Raw genomic sequence first — 14,887 nt, 5'->3', positions numbered from 1 at the left:
ACCGGGTCCGCAGGCCCGACGACTTCCGGCGGATCCTGCGTCGCGGCCGGAAGGCCGGTCGGCGCAGGTTGTCGGTCCACGCCCTCGCCGGTGACGACGGTGGCTCGCGCGCCGGGTTCGTCGTCGGGCGCACCGTCGGGGGTTCTGTCGAGCGGCACCGCGTGACCCGCAGGCTGCGGCACCTGGTCGGGGAACGCCTGGCCGGCCTGCCGGACGGCACCGCGCTCGTCGTGCGGGCCCACCCACCTGCGGCCGGATCCACCTCTGCCGAGCTCGGTGCCGACCTCGACGCGGCGCTGCGGCGATTGGACATGTCTCCGCGGGCGCGCACCGCGGAGCCCTCGGGGTCGGCGGCCGGCGGGGCCGGGTAGGACCGGCGATGGGTGTGACGAGCGTCCGTCCACGTGCCGGTGGCGTTCGCCCTCCCGGCCCGTCGCGGGCACGATGGTCGAGGGAACCGGTCACCGGACCCCGGAGCGAGCTCCGCGGTCACGACGTGGCGTGGTTTCACGGGAAACCGACGGGAGTGGACGACGTGGAGATCGGGACACCGGTGCTGCCGGACTCGCGCCCGGGCCCGGCCGCCCGCCTGCTGATCGCGCTCCTCGGGATCTACCGGCGGTGGATCTCTCCCCTGTTCCTCCCCCACTGCCGCTTCCATCCGAGCTGCAGCGCCTACGCCGTCGAGGCGCTCCGGGTGCACGGAGTGCTCCGGGGTACCGGTCTCGCCACCCTGCGCCTGCTCAAGTGCGCGCCCTGGCACCCTGGAGGCCTGGACCCCGTGCCTCCGCGTCGGAGCCGTGACCCGGACGGCGTCGTCGTCCCGGGACCGGTCCTCGACCCACCCGCGGCGGGCGCACCGCCCGCCGACCTGTCGAACCGCACTGCCCCCCGGGGAGCCGGAGCCCCCATCAGCGAGGAGCAAGCGTCGTGCTGAACTTCATCTACTACCCAGTGTCGGCCATCCTGTGGTTCTGGCACAAGGTGTTCGGCTTCGCGCTGGGCGCCGACAACGGGTTCGCCTGGGCCCTGTCGGTCATCTTCCTCGTCTTCACGCTGCGCGCGCTGCTGTTCAAGCCGTTCGTCAGCCAGGTCCGCTCGATGCGGAAGATGCAGGAGTTCCAGCCGCAGATCAAGAAGCTGCAGGAGAAGTACAAGAACGACAAGCAGAAGCTCGCGGAGGAGATGCAGAAGCTCCAGAAGGAGCACGGCGTCAACCCGCTGGGCGGCTGTCTGCCCGTCCTCGTACAGCTCCCGGTGTTCATCGGTCTGTTCCACGTGCTGCGGGGCTTCCAGCCGAACTACCCGTACAACTACGTCTTCGACCGCGCCGACGTCGTCTCGTTCAACAACGCCTCCATCCTCGGCGTGAAGCTCTCCCAGGCGATCTTCGGCGGCGCCCAGGAGCTCGGCCACTTCTCCCTGAACTTCTCGAGCTTCACCCCCTCCGTGGTCCCGGTGGCGCTGCCGCTGATGATCATCGCCAGCGTCGCGACCCACTTCACGGCCCGCATCTCGGTGCAGCACCAGACGGCGGCCTCGGCGGCGAACCCGCAGGCCGCGATCATGCAGAAGCTGACGATGTGGCTGTTCCCCATCGGCGTGCTCGTGTTCGGTGCCTTCTTCCCCATCGCGATCCTGCTGTACTGGCTGGCCAACAACTCCTGGACGCTGACGCAGCAGTGGTACGTGTACGGGAAGATCGCCCGCGAAGAGGTGGAGCGGCGCGCCCAGGCGGCCGAGCAGCGGGACATGCTCGCCCCGAAGCCCGGGCAGAAGCCCAAGCGTGCCGATGCGGTCGCCGACGAGGCGGACGAGCCCGAGGACGCCCCGGCCGACGCGCCGGTGGACGCCCCGTCGGGCTCGGGCAACGGTTCGGTCGGCACCACCCCGAAGCCCGGTGCCCGACCAGCCGCAGGCAAGAGCAGCGGCCGCGCGGCCCCCGGCAAGGTGTCCCCGCCCGCCGGGAAGAACGGCTCGGGCGGGAACGGCTCCGGCAAGAACGGGGCCCGGTCCGGACAGCAGCTCGCGTCGTCCGGGCGCCCCGGCGGCGGCAAGAAGTCCAAGAAGCGACGCTGACTCCGGTCGGCTCCGCGCCCGGGCGGGCGCGTGGCCGGCCGGAGCGCTCGCACCCCTGACCCCACCACCCCCCATTCCCTAGCCCCGCGCACCGTGCCTCGACCGGCGAGGATCGGTGACGGGGGAACCGGAGGGCCGTCCGCGGCCCCGGCGAGAGGAGACATGCCGTGTCGGAGACCCTGGAGTCGGACGGCCGCGCGGAGGACGCCGCGCCGGAGGAGGGCGCCGAGCGCTCGGGCCAGGAGGTCCTGGTGCGCGAGGGGGACATCGCCGGGGACTACCTCGAGCGCCTCCTCGACATCCTCGACTTCGACGGGGACATCGACCTCGACGTGGAGGCCGGCCGCGCCATCGTCAGCATCGACGGGGGCAAGGACCTGGAGAAGCTCGTCGGACAGCGCGGTGACGTCCTGGAGGCGCTCCAGGAGCTGACCCGGCTGGCGGTCCAGCAGTCGACGGGCACGCGGAACCGCCTCATGCTCGACATCGCCGGCTGGCGCTCGAACCGGCGCTCGGAGCTGACCGAGCTGGGGAAGCGCGCGGCCGAGGAGGTCAAGGAGAGCGGCGAGAGCCAGAAGCTCCGGCCGATGACGCCGTTCGAGCGCAAGATCGTGCACGACGCGGTCGCGAGCGTCGACGGCGTCCACAGCGAGAGCGAGGGCGAGGAGCCCCGCCGTCGCGTGGTCGTCCTCCCCGGCAGCTGAGTCATGGGCGTCGCGGTGATGCCCGGAGCGCGCGTTTCACGTGGAACGCGCCCTCGGGGACGGCAGGCGTGACCCTCGACGGACGTGACCGTGCGCCCGCCGGGGACGGTTCCGACGACTCCGGGCCCACCGAGGCCACCGCGGAGGCGGTGGAGCTCTTCGGCGACGCCCTCCCCCGCGCCCGGCAGTACGCGGAGCTGCTCGCCGGGCCGGGTCGGGAGCAGGGCGTGATCGGGCCGCGGGAGCTGCCGCGGATCTGGGACCGGCACCTGGTCAACTCCGCCTACGTGGGCCGGGTCGTGCCTCCGGGCTCGTCCGTGCTCGACGTCGGCTCGGGCGCGGGCCTGCCCGGGATCGCGCTGGCGCTCGCCCGCCCCGATCTCACCGTGACCTTGCTGGAGCCGATGGCCCGGCGCGTGGCCTGGCTCGAGGAGGTCACGGCGGCCCTCGGCCTCGAGATCACCGTCCGGCGCGGGCGGGCGGAGGAGCGCGAGACTCGACGTGCGTGCGGGGAGTTCGACGTGGTCACGGCACGAGCCGTGGCGCCGATCGGGCGTCTTGCGACGTGGACGATGCCGCTCGTACGGGCGGGTGGGAGACTCGCGGCATTGAAGGGCGCGAGCGCGCACGACGAGGTGCGGCGCGATGCGGTCGATCTCCGCGCCGCCGGGGCCGGCGAGGTCGAGGTCGTGACCTGCGGCGCGGGAGACGCCACGACGTACATCGTGGTGGTACATCGAACGGAGCGACGAACCGCTGCCGGCTCGGGTCCCGGTGCGGGACGCCGCGGTCGTGGCAGGAAGGATCGATCCTCGTGACCGAAGGACATGGCGGCGTTCCACGTGAAACGCGGCGCGGCCCGGACCGGTCGAGTGCGCAGAAGGTGCGCGACGCCGTCAGCGACGCCGCATCGACGGTGGGCGCCGGCGTGCTCGGGGCGGGTGAGGTGATCTACGGCGACGGCGGCGGCATGACGCCCATCGCCGAGGAGGCCGCGCGGGCCGCGCGGGTGCTGCATCCCGAGGACCACCGGATGCCCCGCCCGGCCCACCGTCGCGTCATCACGGTGGCCAACCAGAAGGGCGGGGTCGGCAAGACGACGAGCACGGTCAACCTGGCCGCCGCGCTCGCCCTGCACGGGGCCCGGGTCCTCGTCATCGACCTCGACCCGCAGGGCAACGCGAGCACGGCGCTCGGGGTCGACCACCGCAGCGGGGTCCCCTCGATCTACGAGGTGCTCATCGGCGAGATGACGCTCGACGAGGCCGCGCAGGTGTGCGATCGCTCGCAGGACCTGCTCTGCGTCCCCGCCACGATCGACCTGGCGGGTGCGGAGATCGAGCTGGTGTCGATGATGAACCGCGAGTCCCGGCTGCGGCAGGCGCTCTCGACGGAGGCGCTCGACCGGCTCGACGTCGACTACGTGCTCGTCGACTGTCCTCCGTCGCTCGGCCTGCTCACGTTGAACGCGATGGTGGCGGCCCCCGAGGTGCTCATCCCGATCCAGTGCGAGTACTACGCGCTGGAGGGGCTCTCCCAGCTACTGAGCAACATCGGGCTCGTGCAGTCCCACCTCAACCCGTCGCTGCACGTGTCGACGATCCTGCTGACCATGTACGACGGGCGCACGAAGCTCGCCGACCAGGTCACGCACGAGGTCCGCACCCACTTCGGCGACGTCGTGCTGCGCACCGTCATCCCGCGCAGCGTCAAGGTCAGTGAGGCACCGGGGTTCGGCCAGACCGTGCTGACGTACGACCCGGGCTCGCGCGGGGCGATGAGCTACCTCGACGCGGCCCGCGAGTTCGCCATGCGCGCCGCTGTCGCCGAACGCCGCACGGAATCGGCCGCTGCGAGCACCACGGGGGACCACGGATGACCGAACGTCGAGGAGGCCTCGGCCGCGGCCTGGCCGCCCTGATCCCGACCGGACCGCCGGAGTCGACGGAGACCCGGCCCGGGGTGGGCAGCCGGGCGGCGGACGTCGTCATCGGACAGCGCTCCCCCGCTCCGGCGTCCACGGCGAACGGGACGGCGCACGTCGCCACGAACGGCGCCGCCGAGGGGCCCGGTGCCGACGGCGGGTCCGTGGCGGGCGCGGTGTACCGCGAGGTCCGCGTCGACGGCATCCGCGCGAACCCGCGCCAGCCGCGCACCGTCTTCGACGAGGAGGCCCTCGCGGAGCTGGAGCACTCCGTCCGCGAGTTCGGGCTGCTCCAGCCGATCGTCGTGCGCGAGCTGGACGAGCCGGAGCCCGGCGAGGCGGGCGTCGAGGTCACCCACGAGCTCGTCATGGGCGAACGGCGCTGGCGGGCCGGCCAGCGCGCGGGCCTCACGCACATCCCGGCCATCGTCCGGCGTACCGCGGACGACGACCTCCTGCGCGACGCGCTGCTCGAGAACATCCACCGCGTCCAGCTCAACCCGCTGGAGGAGGCCGCCGCCTACCAGCAGCTGCTGACCGAGTTCGACGTGACGCACGAGCAGCTGGCGGAACGCATCGGCCGCAGCAGGCCCGCGATCACGAACACCATCCGGCTGCTCCGGCTGCCGGTGGCCGTCCAGCGTCGCGTGGCCGCCGGTGTCCTCTCCGCCGGGCACGCCCGCGCGCTGCTCGGGGTCGAGGAGACCGGGGCCCAGGAGGAGCTCGCCGCCCGCATCGTCGCCGAGGGGATGTCGGTGCGCGCCGCCGAGGAGGCGGTCACCCTCGCCCGCGGCGACAAGGAGCCGTCGGCCGCGAAGCGCCGCTCCCCCGCGCGGCGGCCGCTGCACGCCCCGGGCCTCCAGGACCTCGCGGAGCGGCTCTCCGACGCCTACGACACCCGCGTGAAGGTCGAACTGGGCCAGCGGAAGGGCCGGATCGTCGTGGAGTTCGGATCGGTGGAGGATCTGGAGCGCATCGCGCGTCTGATGGGTCCGGATGGCACCTCGGGCCCCTCACCCCAGGAGTGATCCGCAAGGCTCTCAGCAGCGATCTCAGGGCGCCCTGAGATCGCCGCCACGCCTCGTCAGTCGCGGGAGCCGCGCGCGACCGCAAGATCGACGAGGCCGGTGAAGACCTCACCGAGATCCCGACCGGCGGCGGCGACCGCCCGCGGGAGCAGTGAGTTCTCGGTCAGACCCGGCGAGACGTTCACCTCGAGGACCTGCACCCGACCCTCGGCGTCGACGATGGCATCGGTCCGGGAGAGATCGCGTAGCCCGAGGGCGCGGTGCGTGGCGATCGCGGTCTCGGCGACCCGGTCGGCGACCTCGCCGGAGAGCCGGGCCGGGCAGTGGAAGCGGGTGAGTCCGGCGGTGTAGCGCGCCGTGTAGTCGTAGACGCCGTTCCCGGGCTCGACCTCGACGGCCGGGAGCGCCACCGGCCCGTACCCGGTGTCGACGACCGACGCCGCGACCTCGACGCCGTCGACGAACCGCTCCACGAGGACGGTGTCGCCGTAGGCGAGGGCGCCGACCATCGCCGACGGGAGCTCCGCGGCGTCGCGGACGACCTGGGCTCCGAGAGCCGAGCCACCCTGATCCGGCTTGAGCATCAGCGGCAGCCCGAGGCGGGCGACGAGCGCGTCGAGGACCCCCGCCGCCCCCAGCTCGCGGAAGGTGGTCTGGGGCAGCGCCACCCACTCCGGGGTGTCCAGGCCCGCACGGACGAACTCGGCCTTGGCGGAGGGCTTGTCGTGCGCCCGGCGGCACGCCCGCCCCCCGGTGCCCACGTACGGCACGCCGAGCAGCTCCAGGACGCTCTGTACCGCCCCGTTCTCGCCCTCCCCGCCGTGCAGCGCGACGACGACCGCGTCCGGGCGGGACGAGCCGAGCCGGCCGAGCAGTGCCGCGTCGGTGTCCCACTCGTCCACGGCGGCACCCGCGTCGCGCAGTGCGGCGGCGATCCGCCGTCCCGAGCGCAACGAGACCTCCCGCTCGTGGGACAGGCCTCCGGCGAGTACGGCGACGGCGCGATCGGTCCTGGCCGGGTCGGTCACGGCCGGGAACCCTAGTGCCCGGTTCCTCAGGCGGTGTCGACGGCCGGTGCCTGCGGACCACCGGACGACCCGGGTCGTGGTCCGGCCACCCCGAAGGTGCGCAGCAGGTCGAGCTCGCTCTCCAGGACCCCCGCGAGACGGCGCACGCCCTCGGTGATCCGCTCCGGCGGCGGATAGCAGAACGACAGGCGCATGTGGCGACTGCCGGAGCCGTCGGCGTGGAAGCCGGTCCCGGACGCGTACGCCACCCGCGCCGTGACGGCCCGGGGCAGCATGGCGCGGGTGTCCACGCCCTCCGGGACCGTGGCCCACACGAAGAACCCGCCCTGGGGCCGCGTCCAGCGGCACCCGTCGGGCAGGTGGATCTCCAGAGCGCTCAGCATCGCCTCGCACCGCTCCCGGTACATCTCCCGGAACGACTTCACGAGGCTGCGCCAGTCGTGCGTCGCGAGGTAGCGCGAGACGACGAGCTGGGTGAACGCCGGCGGGCACAGGGTCGCGGACTCGGCCGTGAGGACGAGCTTGTCCCGGATCCCGTGCGGGGCGAGCGCCCAGCCCACCCGCAGCCCGGAAGCGAAGATCTTCGAGAACGAGCCGAGGTAGACGACGTTCTCGGGGTCCATCGAGCGCAGCGACGGATAGGTCTGGCCGTCGAAGCCGAGCAGGCCGTACGGGTTGTCCTCGACGATGAGGACGCCGTGGCGCCGGCAGAGCTCCACGATCTCCGGGCGCCGGTCCGCGGCGAGGCTGACGCCGACCGGGTTGTGGAAGTTCGGCACCGTGTAGAGGAACTTGGCGCGCCTGCCGTCCCGGGCCAGCCGCTGCAGCGCCTCGTCGAGGGCCGCGGGGATCAGGCCGTCGTCGTCCATGGCGACGTGGCGGACCTCGGCCTGGTAGGCGGCGAACGAGCCCAGGGCACCGACGTAGGACGGCGACTCGGCAAGCACGACGTCACCCGGGTCGACGAACAGCCGGGTCAGCATGTCCAGTGCCGACTGCGAGCCGACGGTGACCACGACGTCGTCCGGCGCGAACCCGCCGGTGGCGGCCAGGCTGCCCGCCTCGAACGCCATCACGTCGCCGATCTGCTCCCGCAGCACCGGCACACCCTGCGCGGAGCCGTACTGCAGGGCGCTCTGCCCCTCGGCGGCGACGAGGCCTGCGACCTCGACCGACAGGGAGTCCAGCGGGAGCGCCGCGAGGTTCGGCATGCCACCGGCGAGCGACACCACTTCGGGGCGGCTGGCCACCGCGAACAGCGCGCGAATCTCGGAGGCGGTCATGCCCGCCGTCCGGGCCGCGTACCGCCCCAGGTGGGGGTCGCCGGCGTCGCCGTCCGCACCCGCGCCCGCCGCCGCGCCCGTCCCGAGGGACCCGGTGGAGCGGTGTTCGGGCGGCATCGCGGACATCGGCGACTCTCCGTGATCATGGCGGGAGTGGATCGCCGTCCGACTCTACGCGGTCGGGTTCCACGGCCGCGCGAGCCTCGGCACCGACGGACCCACGATCGGTGGCGCCCGTATTGTCGACGGAGCCGTGGGAAGGTACGCATGCTCTCCGGCAGGACAGGGTGGGCGGGGACGCGACCGGTGGCGCCCCGCGATCGGACGGGAGTGTCGGTGTCGCGAGAGTGTGTCGGGGTCACCCTGGACAACATCGACGAGATGCCCACGGGGTGCCGTCGTTGCGTCTACTGGGAGCTCCCGCCGCATCTGGGCGCCCAGGCCGAGGAGTTCGGCACGTTGGAGCTGGAGAAGGAGTCCTGGGTCTCCGGGGTCCTGCTCGAGTGGGGCTCCTGCGGTCGGATCGCCCACGTCGAAGGGGTCCCGGCCGGCTACGCCTTCTACGCGCCCCCGGCCGCCGTGCCCCGCGCCGCGGCGTTCCCGACGGCCCCGGTCGGTGCCGACGCCGTGCTGCTCTGCGGCCTGCACGTCGTGCCCGACTTCAGCGGCAGCGGCGTCGGGCGGATGCTCGTCCAGGACGTCGTGCGTGACCTCTCCCGCCGCGGCGTGAAGGCGCTGGAGGCGTTCGGGGACACCGCGGACCGTCCGCGTGGTGAACCACACGGCCGCACCGCCGGGGACACGCCGAGCTGTGTGCTGCCTGCCGCGTTCCTGCGCGCCGTCGGGTTCAAGACGGTCGCGCCGCACCACCGCTGGCCGCGACTGCGCCTCGAGATGCGCACCGGGTTCTCCTGGAAGGAGGACGTCGAGGCGGCGATCGCCCAGCTCCTGGGGTCGGTCCACGTCACGACGGCCCCGGCCGCTCCGGTCGGGGCGCCGGCTCCGCGATAGGTGCGCTTCGCGCATGTGAGCACTTTCGGTGGCTATGGCCACCGAAAGTGCTCACGAGCCGTCAGGCACCTATCGGGCTGCCTTCCTCGCGCTGGAGGATGTCGGAGAACGTGAAGGTGCCGGTCGGCTTGTCGTTCTGGCCGAGCAGGTAGAGGCGCTTGACGGCGACGAGGATGCCCTCGGCGACGATGTCGCGGAACGCCGGGTCGAGCAGCGCCGCACGGTCGCGCTCGTTCGTGAGGTAGCCGATCTCGACGCGGACCGCGGGCATCCGGGTCAGCCGCAGCAGCTCCCAGGGCCGCGGGTGCACCCCGCAGTCGAGCATCCGGGTGCGCGCCAGCAGTTCGCGATGGATGTATCCCGCGAGCGCCTCACCGACGGTGGACGTCGCGCCGGTGCCGGTGCCGAAGTGGAAGGCGGAGAGCCCGTTGGCCGCGGTGCTGGGGTTCGCGTCGACGTGCAGGGAGAGCACGACGTCCGCGCCCGCCGAGTTCGCGAACCCGGCGCGTTCGGCGTCCGAGGGGCAGTCGTGCGGCCCGTGGGAGAGCAGCGCCTCCATGCCCGCGGCGGACATGCGGCCCTCGAGCCGCCGGGCGATGTCCGACATCAGGCCGGCCTCGGTGACCCCGTTCACGGCGACCCCGGGGTTCGGCCCGCCGTGACCCGGATCGATCACGATGCGCTTCCCGGAGAGCCGGGGCCCGGCGCGGTGCAGGCGCTCCTGCTCGCGCAGCAGGCCGGGCCGTCCGCCGGTGACCTTGCGGCCCAGGTACCCCAGGTGACGCAGGGTGCGGGGCCCACAGATGCCGTCGGGAGCCATCCCGTAGTCGCGCTGGAAGCTGCGCAGCGCCTGCTCGGTCTGACGGCCGAACACGCCGTCCGCGCGCCCCGAGTCGTACCCGAGCTCGAGGAGGCGCTCCTGGAGGGCGAACACGTCGTCGCCGGTCATGATGTTCGAGGCCTGCAGGCAGAGCATGCGGTCGCCGAGCGACCAGCGTGCGTCGCGCAGGGCCCGGTAGGTGGACGGGCCGACGATGCCGTCGGTGATCAGCCCGCGGTTCTGCTGGAACGCCCGGACGGCGTCCTCGAGGGCACCGTCGAATCGTCCGGGCTCCGGAGCGGAACCACCCGGAGCGGGCGGTTCGACCAGGCCCAGCGCCTGGAGTGCAGCGCGGACCTCGGCGACGGCCGGACCGGTGTCGCCGCGGCTCAGCAGCTGCATTCCGTCGCTCCCGTCCCTTCACGGACTCCTGACGGTGACCCGACCTGTGCCCGGACGCCCGCGTGGGCGTGGCCGGACAGAACGTCGCCTCGGTTCACCGGGGTCTCATTGTGCCTTGCCGACCCGCTCGCACCCGGCATCGGGCCCGTGCGGCGGGGTCACGGTTCGAGCTCGCCGGTGCGCGGGCCGTGGTCGCCCGACCCGGTTCCGGACACACGGACGCCGGGCCCGGACCGGGGTCCGGACCCGGCGTGCGGGTGTCGGGAACGGATCAGTTCAGGACGTCGGAGAGGTCGTTGAGCAGCGCGGCCTTCGGCTTCGCGCCCACGATCTGCTTCACCGGCTTGCCGCCCTGGAACACGATCATCGTCGGGATCGACATGACCTGGTAGTCGCGGGCGGTCGCCTGGTTCTGGTCGATGTCCAGCTTGGCGACGGTGATCTTGTCACCGTGCTCCTGGGCGATCTCCTCGAGGACCGGGGCGACCATCTTGCACGGTCCGCACCAGGTCGCCCAGAAGTCGACCAGGACGGGCTTGTCGCTGTTCAGCACCTCGTCGGAGAAGGTGGAGTCGGTGACGGTGACGGGGCTGCCCATCGGGGGATCCTCCTGAAGATCATCGGTCGAGCGGGGTGCTCGACCCGGGGTGGTCGGAGTCGGGTGGCGCCGGTGCGGAACCGGTCAGGAGCCGACCGGGTCGAGCTCCGGGGTGACCTCGGAGTCCACGGTCGGCTTCGGCGAGGTCTGCGGGGTCGGCGTGGCGGCACTCTCGGCGAGCCAGCGCTCGGAGTCGATCGAGGCCGTGCAGCCGCTGCCCGCCGCCGTGACCGCCTGCTGGTAGGTCTTGTCGGTCAGGTCGCCGCAGGCGAAGACACCCGGAAGATTCGTGTGCGTGCTCGGCGTGTCGACCAGCACGTAGCCCTCGTCGTCGGTGTCGACCTGGCCGATCACCAGCGTGGAACGCGGGTCGTGCCCGATGGCGACGAACATCCCGGAGACCTCCAGGGTGTCCTCCTCGCCCGTGACGACGTCACGCAGCCGCACACCGCTCACGGCGGTGTCCCCGAGCACCTCGGTGACCACGGCGTTCGTCCGGAAGGAGATCTTCTCGTCGGCCCGCGCGCGGGCCAGCATGATCCCGGAGGCACGGAACTCCTCGCGGCGGTGCACGATCGTGACCGATCGGGCGAACCGCGTGAGGAACGTCGCCTCCTCCATCGCCGAGTCGCCGCCGCCGACCACGACGATGTCGTGGTCGCGGAAGAAGAACCCGTCACAGGTCGCACAGGCGCTCACGCCGTGCCCGAGGAGTTTCTCCTCGCCGGGCACCCCGACGTAGCGCGGTGCGGCACCCATGGCCAGGATCACGGTCCGTGCGCGGTGGGTCTCGCCGTCCACGGTGACCGTCTTCACCTCGCCCGCGAGGTCGAGGGCATCGACGTCCTCGGGGCGTAGCTCAGCACCGAAGCGTTCGGCCTGCCGACGCATCTGGTCCATCAGCTCCGGGCCCTGGATGCCCTCCGCGAAGCCCGGGTAGTTCTCGACCTCGGTCGTCGTCATGAGGGCACCGCCGAACTGGCTTCCCTCGAAGACCACGACGTCGAGCTGTGCCCGCGCCGAGTAGGTCGCCGCGGTGTAGCCCGCCGGTCCGGAACCCACGATGATCACGTCGTGGATCGTCTGGTCACTCACGCCCGCTGCAACGTCCGCCACGGGTCCAGGATTCCCCACCGGTCCTCCTGATCGGCACTCACCCGCCCACCGTGAGGTCTACGAGGGTCGAGGGGCTCCCGGGGGCGCACGCCGGACCGACGGCGAGCAGCCGGAACCGCGCCGCCCGCCCGGTGGGCAGCACCAGGAGCGTGCCCGGTGTCCCGTCGACCAGCACCTGCCTGCTGCCCAGGGGCACCGTGTCCGCAGGCAGACCGTGCGCGACCAGGCAGCCGGCGCGCCGCGCCGGGTCGGTCAGGGGTCCGGGATCGCGCGCGCCGAGACCGGTGCGCAGGGCCCGTACCGGGTCGGCGCCGGACACCGGGACCGGCATCGGGGCTCCGACCGGACCCGTGGTCACGGGCGGCGCCGCCGTCGGTGCCGGGCCCGCCGACGACCGGCTCCCGACGGCCGCGCCCGCGACCACGACCGCGGCGAGGGCGACCGCGGCGAGGGCGCAGGCGAGGACCCGGCGCCTGCGCGTTCCCGGGCCTGGCCGGCCCTGCGGCCCCGGCGGCCGGGTCCGGATCCGCGCGGGCCGGCGGCCGGGTGAGGCAGGTCTGCCGGGTGCGGCGACGGGCGGCCCCGACCCCGCCCCGCCGGCCTCCGGAGCTCCGCCCGCGGCCCGCTCGGCAGCCAGCGCCGCCTGCATCCGGGACGCGAAGCCCTCGGGCAACGGTGGAGCGGGCGCGGCGGCGAGATCGGCCCGGGTGCGCTCGAGCGCCGCGAACAGCTCCTCCTCGCCGGTCCGCGGCGCCCCGCCGTCTCCGTGGCGCCGCGCCGCGTCCTCGGCCGCCGCGTCCCCGGCCACCGGCTCATCCGCCATCGGGTCGTCCCGGCCGTCCCCGGTGCCCTGCGTCATCGCTCACCTCCCGCACGGCTCGACACGTCCCCTCCCGGGGTTTCGACGTGCGCGGGGCCGTCGTCGTTCCCGGCGCCGGGCCGCAGGTGCCCGAGGAGCACCGCGAGTCGGTAGCGGCCCCGGGCCGCCCTGCTCTTCACCGTGCCCTCCCGCACGCCCAGCACCTGGGCCGTCTCCGCGATCGAGAGTCCCTCCATGTCGACGAGGACCACCGCCGCGCGCTGGGCCAGGGGCAGCCGGCCGAGGGCCTCGTCGACGGCGAGGACCGTCATCCGGTCAGCCATGGGGTCACGGGGCAGCGGCAGGTCGGTGTCCTCCTCCAGCGGGTCGGCGGGGTGGGTGCGGCGCCTGCGTACGCGGTCGAGGCAGGCGTTGAACACGATCCGGTGCAGCCACGTGGAGACCGAGGCCTCCCCGCGCCAGCGCGGCGCCGCGCGGAAGGCGGACAGCAACGCCTCCTGCACGGCGTCCGAGGCCTCGTGGGAGTCCCCGAGGGTGCGGACCGCGAAGGCCCACAACCGCTCGCTGTGCCTACGGACGAGCTCGTCGAACGCGCGGGGATCGCCCGCCACGTGGGCGGCCATGAGCTCCTGGTCGGAGCGTGGGTCGGCCACCCCGCGGACGCTAGACGCGGCCCGCCCGGCCGGGGTGCGGTTCGGACGAACCCGGCCCGGTCAGCTCCCGCCGACCACCGTGACCTCGGCGATCTGGCTGCGGTACTGATCGTCCGACCGGGCGAGGCCGGTGATCCAGACGAGGAGGTTGCCCGTCGGTGCGGGCGCGGTCTGCAGCGGGATCGTCGTGGTGTCGCCGGACACCGTGCCGGTGCCGAGCAGCTGGGTCTGGGCCAGCGGGACGTTCGGGGCGGCGGCCGAGCGGATCTCGATCTTCGTGCCGGGGCTCGGCGAGCGCACGATCACCTGGGAGACCCGGGACGGGGCCCGGAACGTCGTCATCAGCCCGATACCGGGCTTGAGCGTGGGGAACTGCTCGTCGTACTGCGAGGTCGACCAGGTGGAGCCGGGGTCGTTGTCCGCGGCGCGGCCGACCTTGCCCGGATCGTCCGGATCCCCCGACGGGTCGTACACCGCGATGCTCGCCAGCTGGACCGGCCCGGTGGGCGCGGGAGCGGGCGGCACGGCGGGGGCGGCCGCCTGGCCCGGCGTCGTCGGCGCGGGGACCGGGGCGGCGGAGGTGGGGATGACGAGCGGTGGCCCGGACGAAGGCCCGCCCCCGACGAGCGAGACGGCCTGGAAGGCCACGAACCCGACGATGGCCAGGACGGCGATCACGAGCAGCGTCACGCCGATGCGCAGCTTGCGGCGGGTCGCGGCGTCCTGCTCCTCGGGCGCGTCGTCGTCGTCCGGATGCCAGACGGTGCTGTCGCTGTTCCCGAGCTGGACGCCGTCCTCGGTCAGCGGCAGCAGGACGCCGTCGTCCTCGGCACCCTCCCGGAGCTGGCGGATCAGGCCGTGCACCGCGGCCGCGGTCCGGATGCCGCCGGTGGCGTCGAGGGTGCGGTCGACGAGCGCGGCGAGCCCGACGGGGAGCCCGGGGCGCAGGTCACGCACCCCGACCGGTGCGCCGGACGCCGTCCGCGGCGCGGCCTTGAGCCCGGCGGGCGTCGCCCCGTCGGCGGAGGGCCAGCGGGCGGTCAGCAGCAGGTACAGGGCGCAGCCGAGCCCCCGGACGTCGTCGTCCACCGCCGCCTCGCCGCGCGGCATCGGGAACGCGAGCCGGGCGTTGGCGCGGGCGGTGACCCGGACGCGCTGCGGGTGGTCGATCCCGAGGACCAGGCCGGCGCGGTGGGCGTCGGCGACCGCCTGCGCGAGCGGCTCGACGACCCGCAGCGCGGCGCTCGGGCTCAGTGGCCCGCCGGCGACGAGCTCGGCGAGGTCGCGGCCGGGGGTCCACTCCGCGACGGCGGCCCCGAGCACCGCGGAGGGCAGTCGGGTGGAGCCGGGCTGGATGACGTCGAGCACGCGGGCCGCGTGGCGGTGGGAGAAGTGCGCGGAGCGGGTCGCGCGGGAGAGCG

At 73.7% G+C, this 14,887-nt stretch carries 16 protein-coding genes; 8 read left to right on the top strand and 8 right to left on the bottom strand.

All coding sequences use genetic code 11. The annotated features are described in order from the left end of the window. The 7 genes from rnpA to VGI02_RS17180 form a co-directional block, all read left to right on the top strand. Positions 1-371, top strand: a 371-nt coding sequence (rnpA, locus tag VGI02_RS17210; protein ID WP_331629012.1) for a ribonuclease P protein component, incomplete at its 5' end; no start/stop codon positions are given. Positions 372-535: 164 nt separating this feature from the next. Further along, positions 536-937, top strand: a complete 402-nt coding sequence (gene yidD, locus VGI02_RS17205) for a membrane protein insertion efficiency factor YidD (protein WP_331629010.1) — start codon at positions 536-538, stop codon at positions 935-937. After that, positions 931-2,079, top strand: a complete 1,149-nt coding sequence (gene yidC / locus VGI02_RS17200; RefSeq protein WP_331629008.1) for a membrane protein insertase YidC — start codon at positions 931-933, stop codon at positions 2,077-2,079. The genes yidD and yidC overlap by 7 nt, the downstream gene beginning before the upstream one ends. A 167-nt stretch (positions 2,080-2,246) precedes the next feature. After that, on the top strand, positions 2,247-2,783 hold the full coding sequence (locus VGI02_RS17195; RefSeq protein ID WP_331629006.1) for a Jag family protein: 537 nt from the start codon (positions 2,247-2,249) through the stop codon (positions 2,781-2,783). A gap of 68 nt (positions 2,784-2,851) precedes the next feature. Beyond that, positions 2,852-3,601 carry a 16S rRNA (guanine(527)-N(7))-methyltransferase RsmG gene (gene rsmG / locus VGI02_RS17190; protein ID WP_414638302.1) on the top strand — a complete coding sequence of 250 codons (750 nt, stop codon included), beginning with the start codon at positions 2,852-2,854 and terminating at the stop codon, positions 3,599-3,601. A 152-nt stretch (positions 3,602-3,753) separates the two neighbouring features. Beyond that, positions 3,754-4,662: a ParA family protein gene (locus VGI02_RS17185; protein ID WP_331629014.1), complete on the top strand. Its 909-nt coding sequence runs from the start codon at positions 3,754-3,756 to the stop codon at positions 4,660-4,662. Next, complete coding sequence (locus tag VGI02_RS17180; RefSeq protein ID WP_331629004.1) at positions 4,659-5,735, top strand: ParB/RepB/Spo0J family partition protein; 1,077 nt, start codon at positions 4,659-4,661, stop codon at positions 5,733-5,735. Before VGI02_RS17185 ends, VGI02_RS17180 begins: the two co-directional genes overlap by 4 nt. Before the next feature lie 56 nt (positions 5,736-5,791). Here the strand turns inward: VGI02_RS17180 and VGI02_RS17175 are convergent, their stop codons facing one another. Continuing rightward, entirely contained in the window at positions 5,792-6,763 is a 972-nt protein-coding gene (locus tag VGI02_RS17175; RefSeq protein ID WP_331629002.1) for a D-alanine--D-alanine ligase family protein, read from the bottom strand. 26 nt (positions 6,764-6,789) lie between these two features. Further along, on the bottom strand, positions 6,790-8,172 hold the full coding sequence (locus tag VGI02_RS17170) for an aminotransferase-like domain-containing protein (RefSeq protein ID WP_331629000.1): 1,383 nt from the start codon (positions 8,170-8,172) through the stop codon (positions 6,790-6,792). Between the two features lie 210 nt (positions 8,173-8,382). Between VGI02_RS17170 and VGI02_RS17165 the strand changes: the two genes are divergently transcribed. Then, positions 8,383-9,057 carry a GNAT family N-acetyltransferase gene (locus VGI02_RS17165; protein WP_331628998.1) on the top strand — a complete coding sequence of 225 codons (675 nt, stop codon included), beginning with the start codon at positions 8,383-8,385 and terminating at the stop codon, positions 9,055-9,057. Positions 9,058-9,118: 61 nt separating this feature from the next. Here VGI02_RS17165 and VGI02_RS17160 read toward each other — a convergent pair whose 3' ends face one another. The 6 genes from VGI02_RS17160 to VGI02_RS17135 form a co-directional block, all read right to left on the bottom strand. Continuing rightward, the gene (locus VGI02_RS17160; protein ID WP_331628996.1) at positions 9,119-10,279 is read right to left on the bottom strand and encodes an N-acetylmuramoyl-L-alanine amidase; all 1,161 of its coding nucleotides are present in this window, start codon (positions 10,277-10,279) and stop codon (positions 9,119-9,121) included. 271 nt (positions 10,280-10,550) lie between these two features. Then, positions 10,551-10,877, bottom strand: coding sequence for a thioredoxin (gene trxA / locus VGI02_RS17155; RefSeq protein ID WP_331628994.1), 327 nt, complete (start codon positions 10,875-10,877; stop codon positions 10,551-10,553). Positions 10,878-10,961: 84 nt separating this feature from the next. Beyond that, complete coding sequence (gene trxB, locus VGI02_RS17150) at positions 10,962-11,972, bottom strand: thioredoxin-disulfide reductase (RefSeq protein ID WP_331628992.1); 1,011 nt, start codon at positions 11,970-11,972, stop codon at positions 10,962-10,964. 58 nt (positions 11,973-12,030) lie between these two features. After that, the gene (locus VGI02_RS17145; RefSeq protein WP_331628990.1) at positions 12,031-12,852 is read right to left on the bottom strand and encodes an RsmA family anti-sigma factor; all 822 of its coding nucleotides are present in this window, start codon (positions 12,850-12,852) and stop codon (positions 12,031-12,033) included. Further along, complete coding sequence (sigM, locus tag VGI02_RS17140) at positions 12,849-13,466, bottom strand: RNA polymerase sigma factor SigM (RefSeq protein ID WP_331628988.1); 618 nt, start codon at positions 13,464-13,466, stop codon at positions 12,849-12,851. The genes VGI02_RS17145 and sigM overlap by 4 nt, the downstream gene beginning before the upstream one ends. 60 nt (positions 13,467-13,526) lie before the next feature. Beyond that, positions 13,527-14,887 (bottom strand): protein kinase family protein (locus VGI02_RS17135; RefSeq protein ID WP_331628986.1); only part of this gene is annotated, 1,361 nt, incomplete at its 5' end.

Origin of the sequence: Actinomycetospora sp., assembly GCF_036497245.1 — a bacterium.
GTDB lineage: Bacteria > Actinomycetota > Actinomycetes > Mycobacteriales > Pseudonocardiaceae > Actinomycetospora.
The sequence above is the reverse complement of the archived record's forward strand: the minus strand, read 5'-3'. Positions and strand labels throughout refer to the sequence as shown.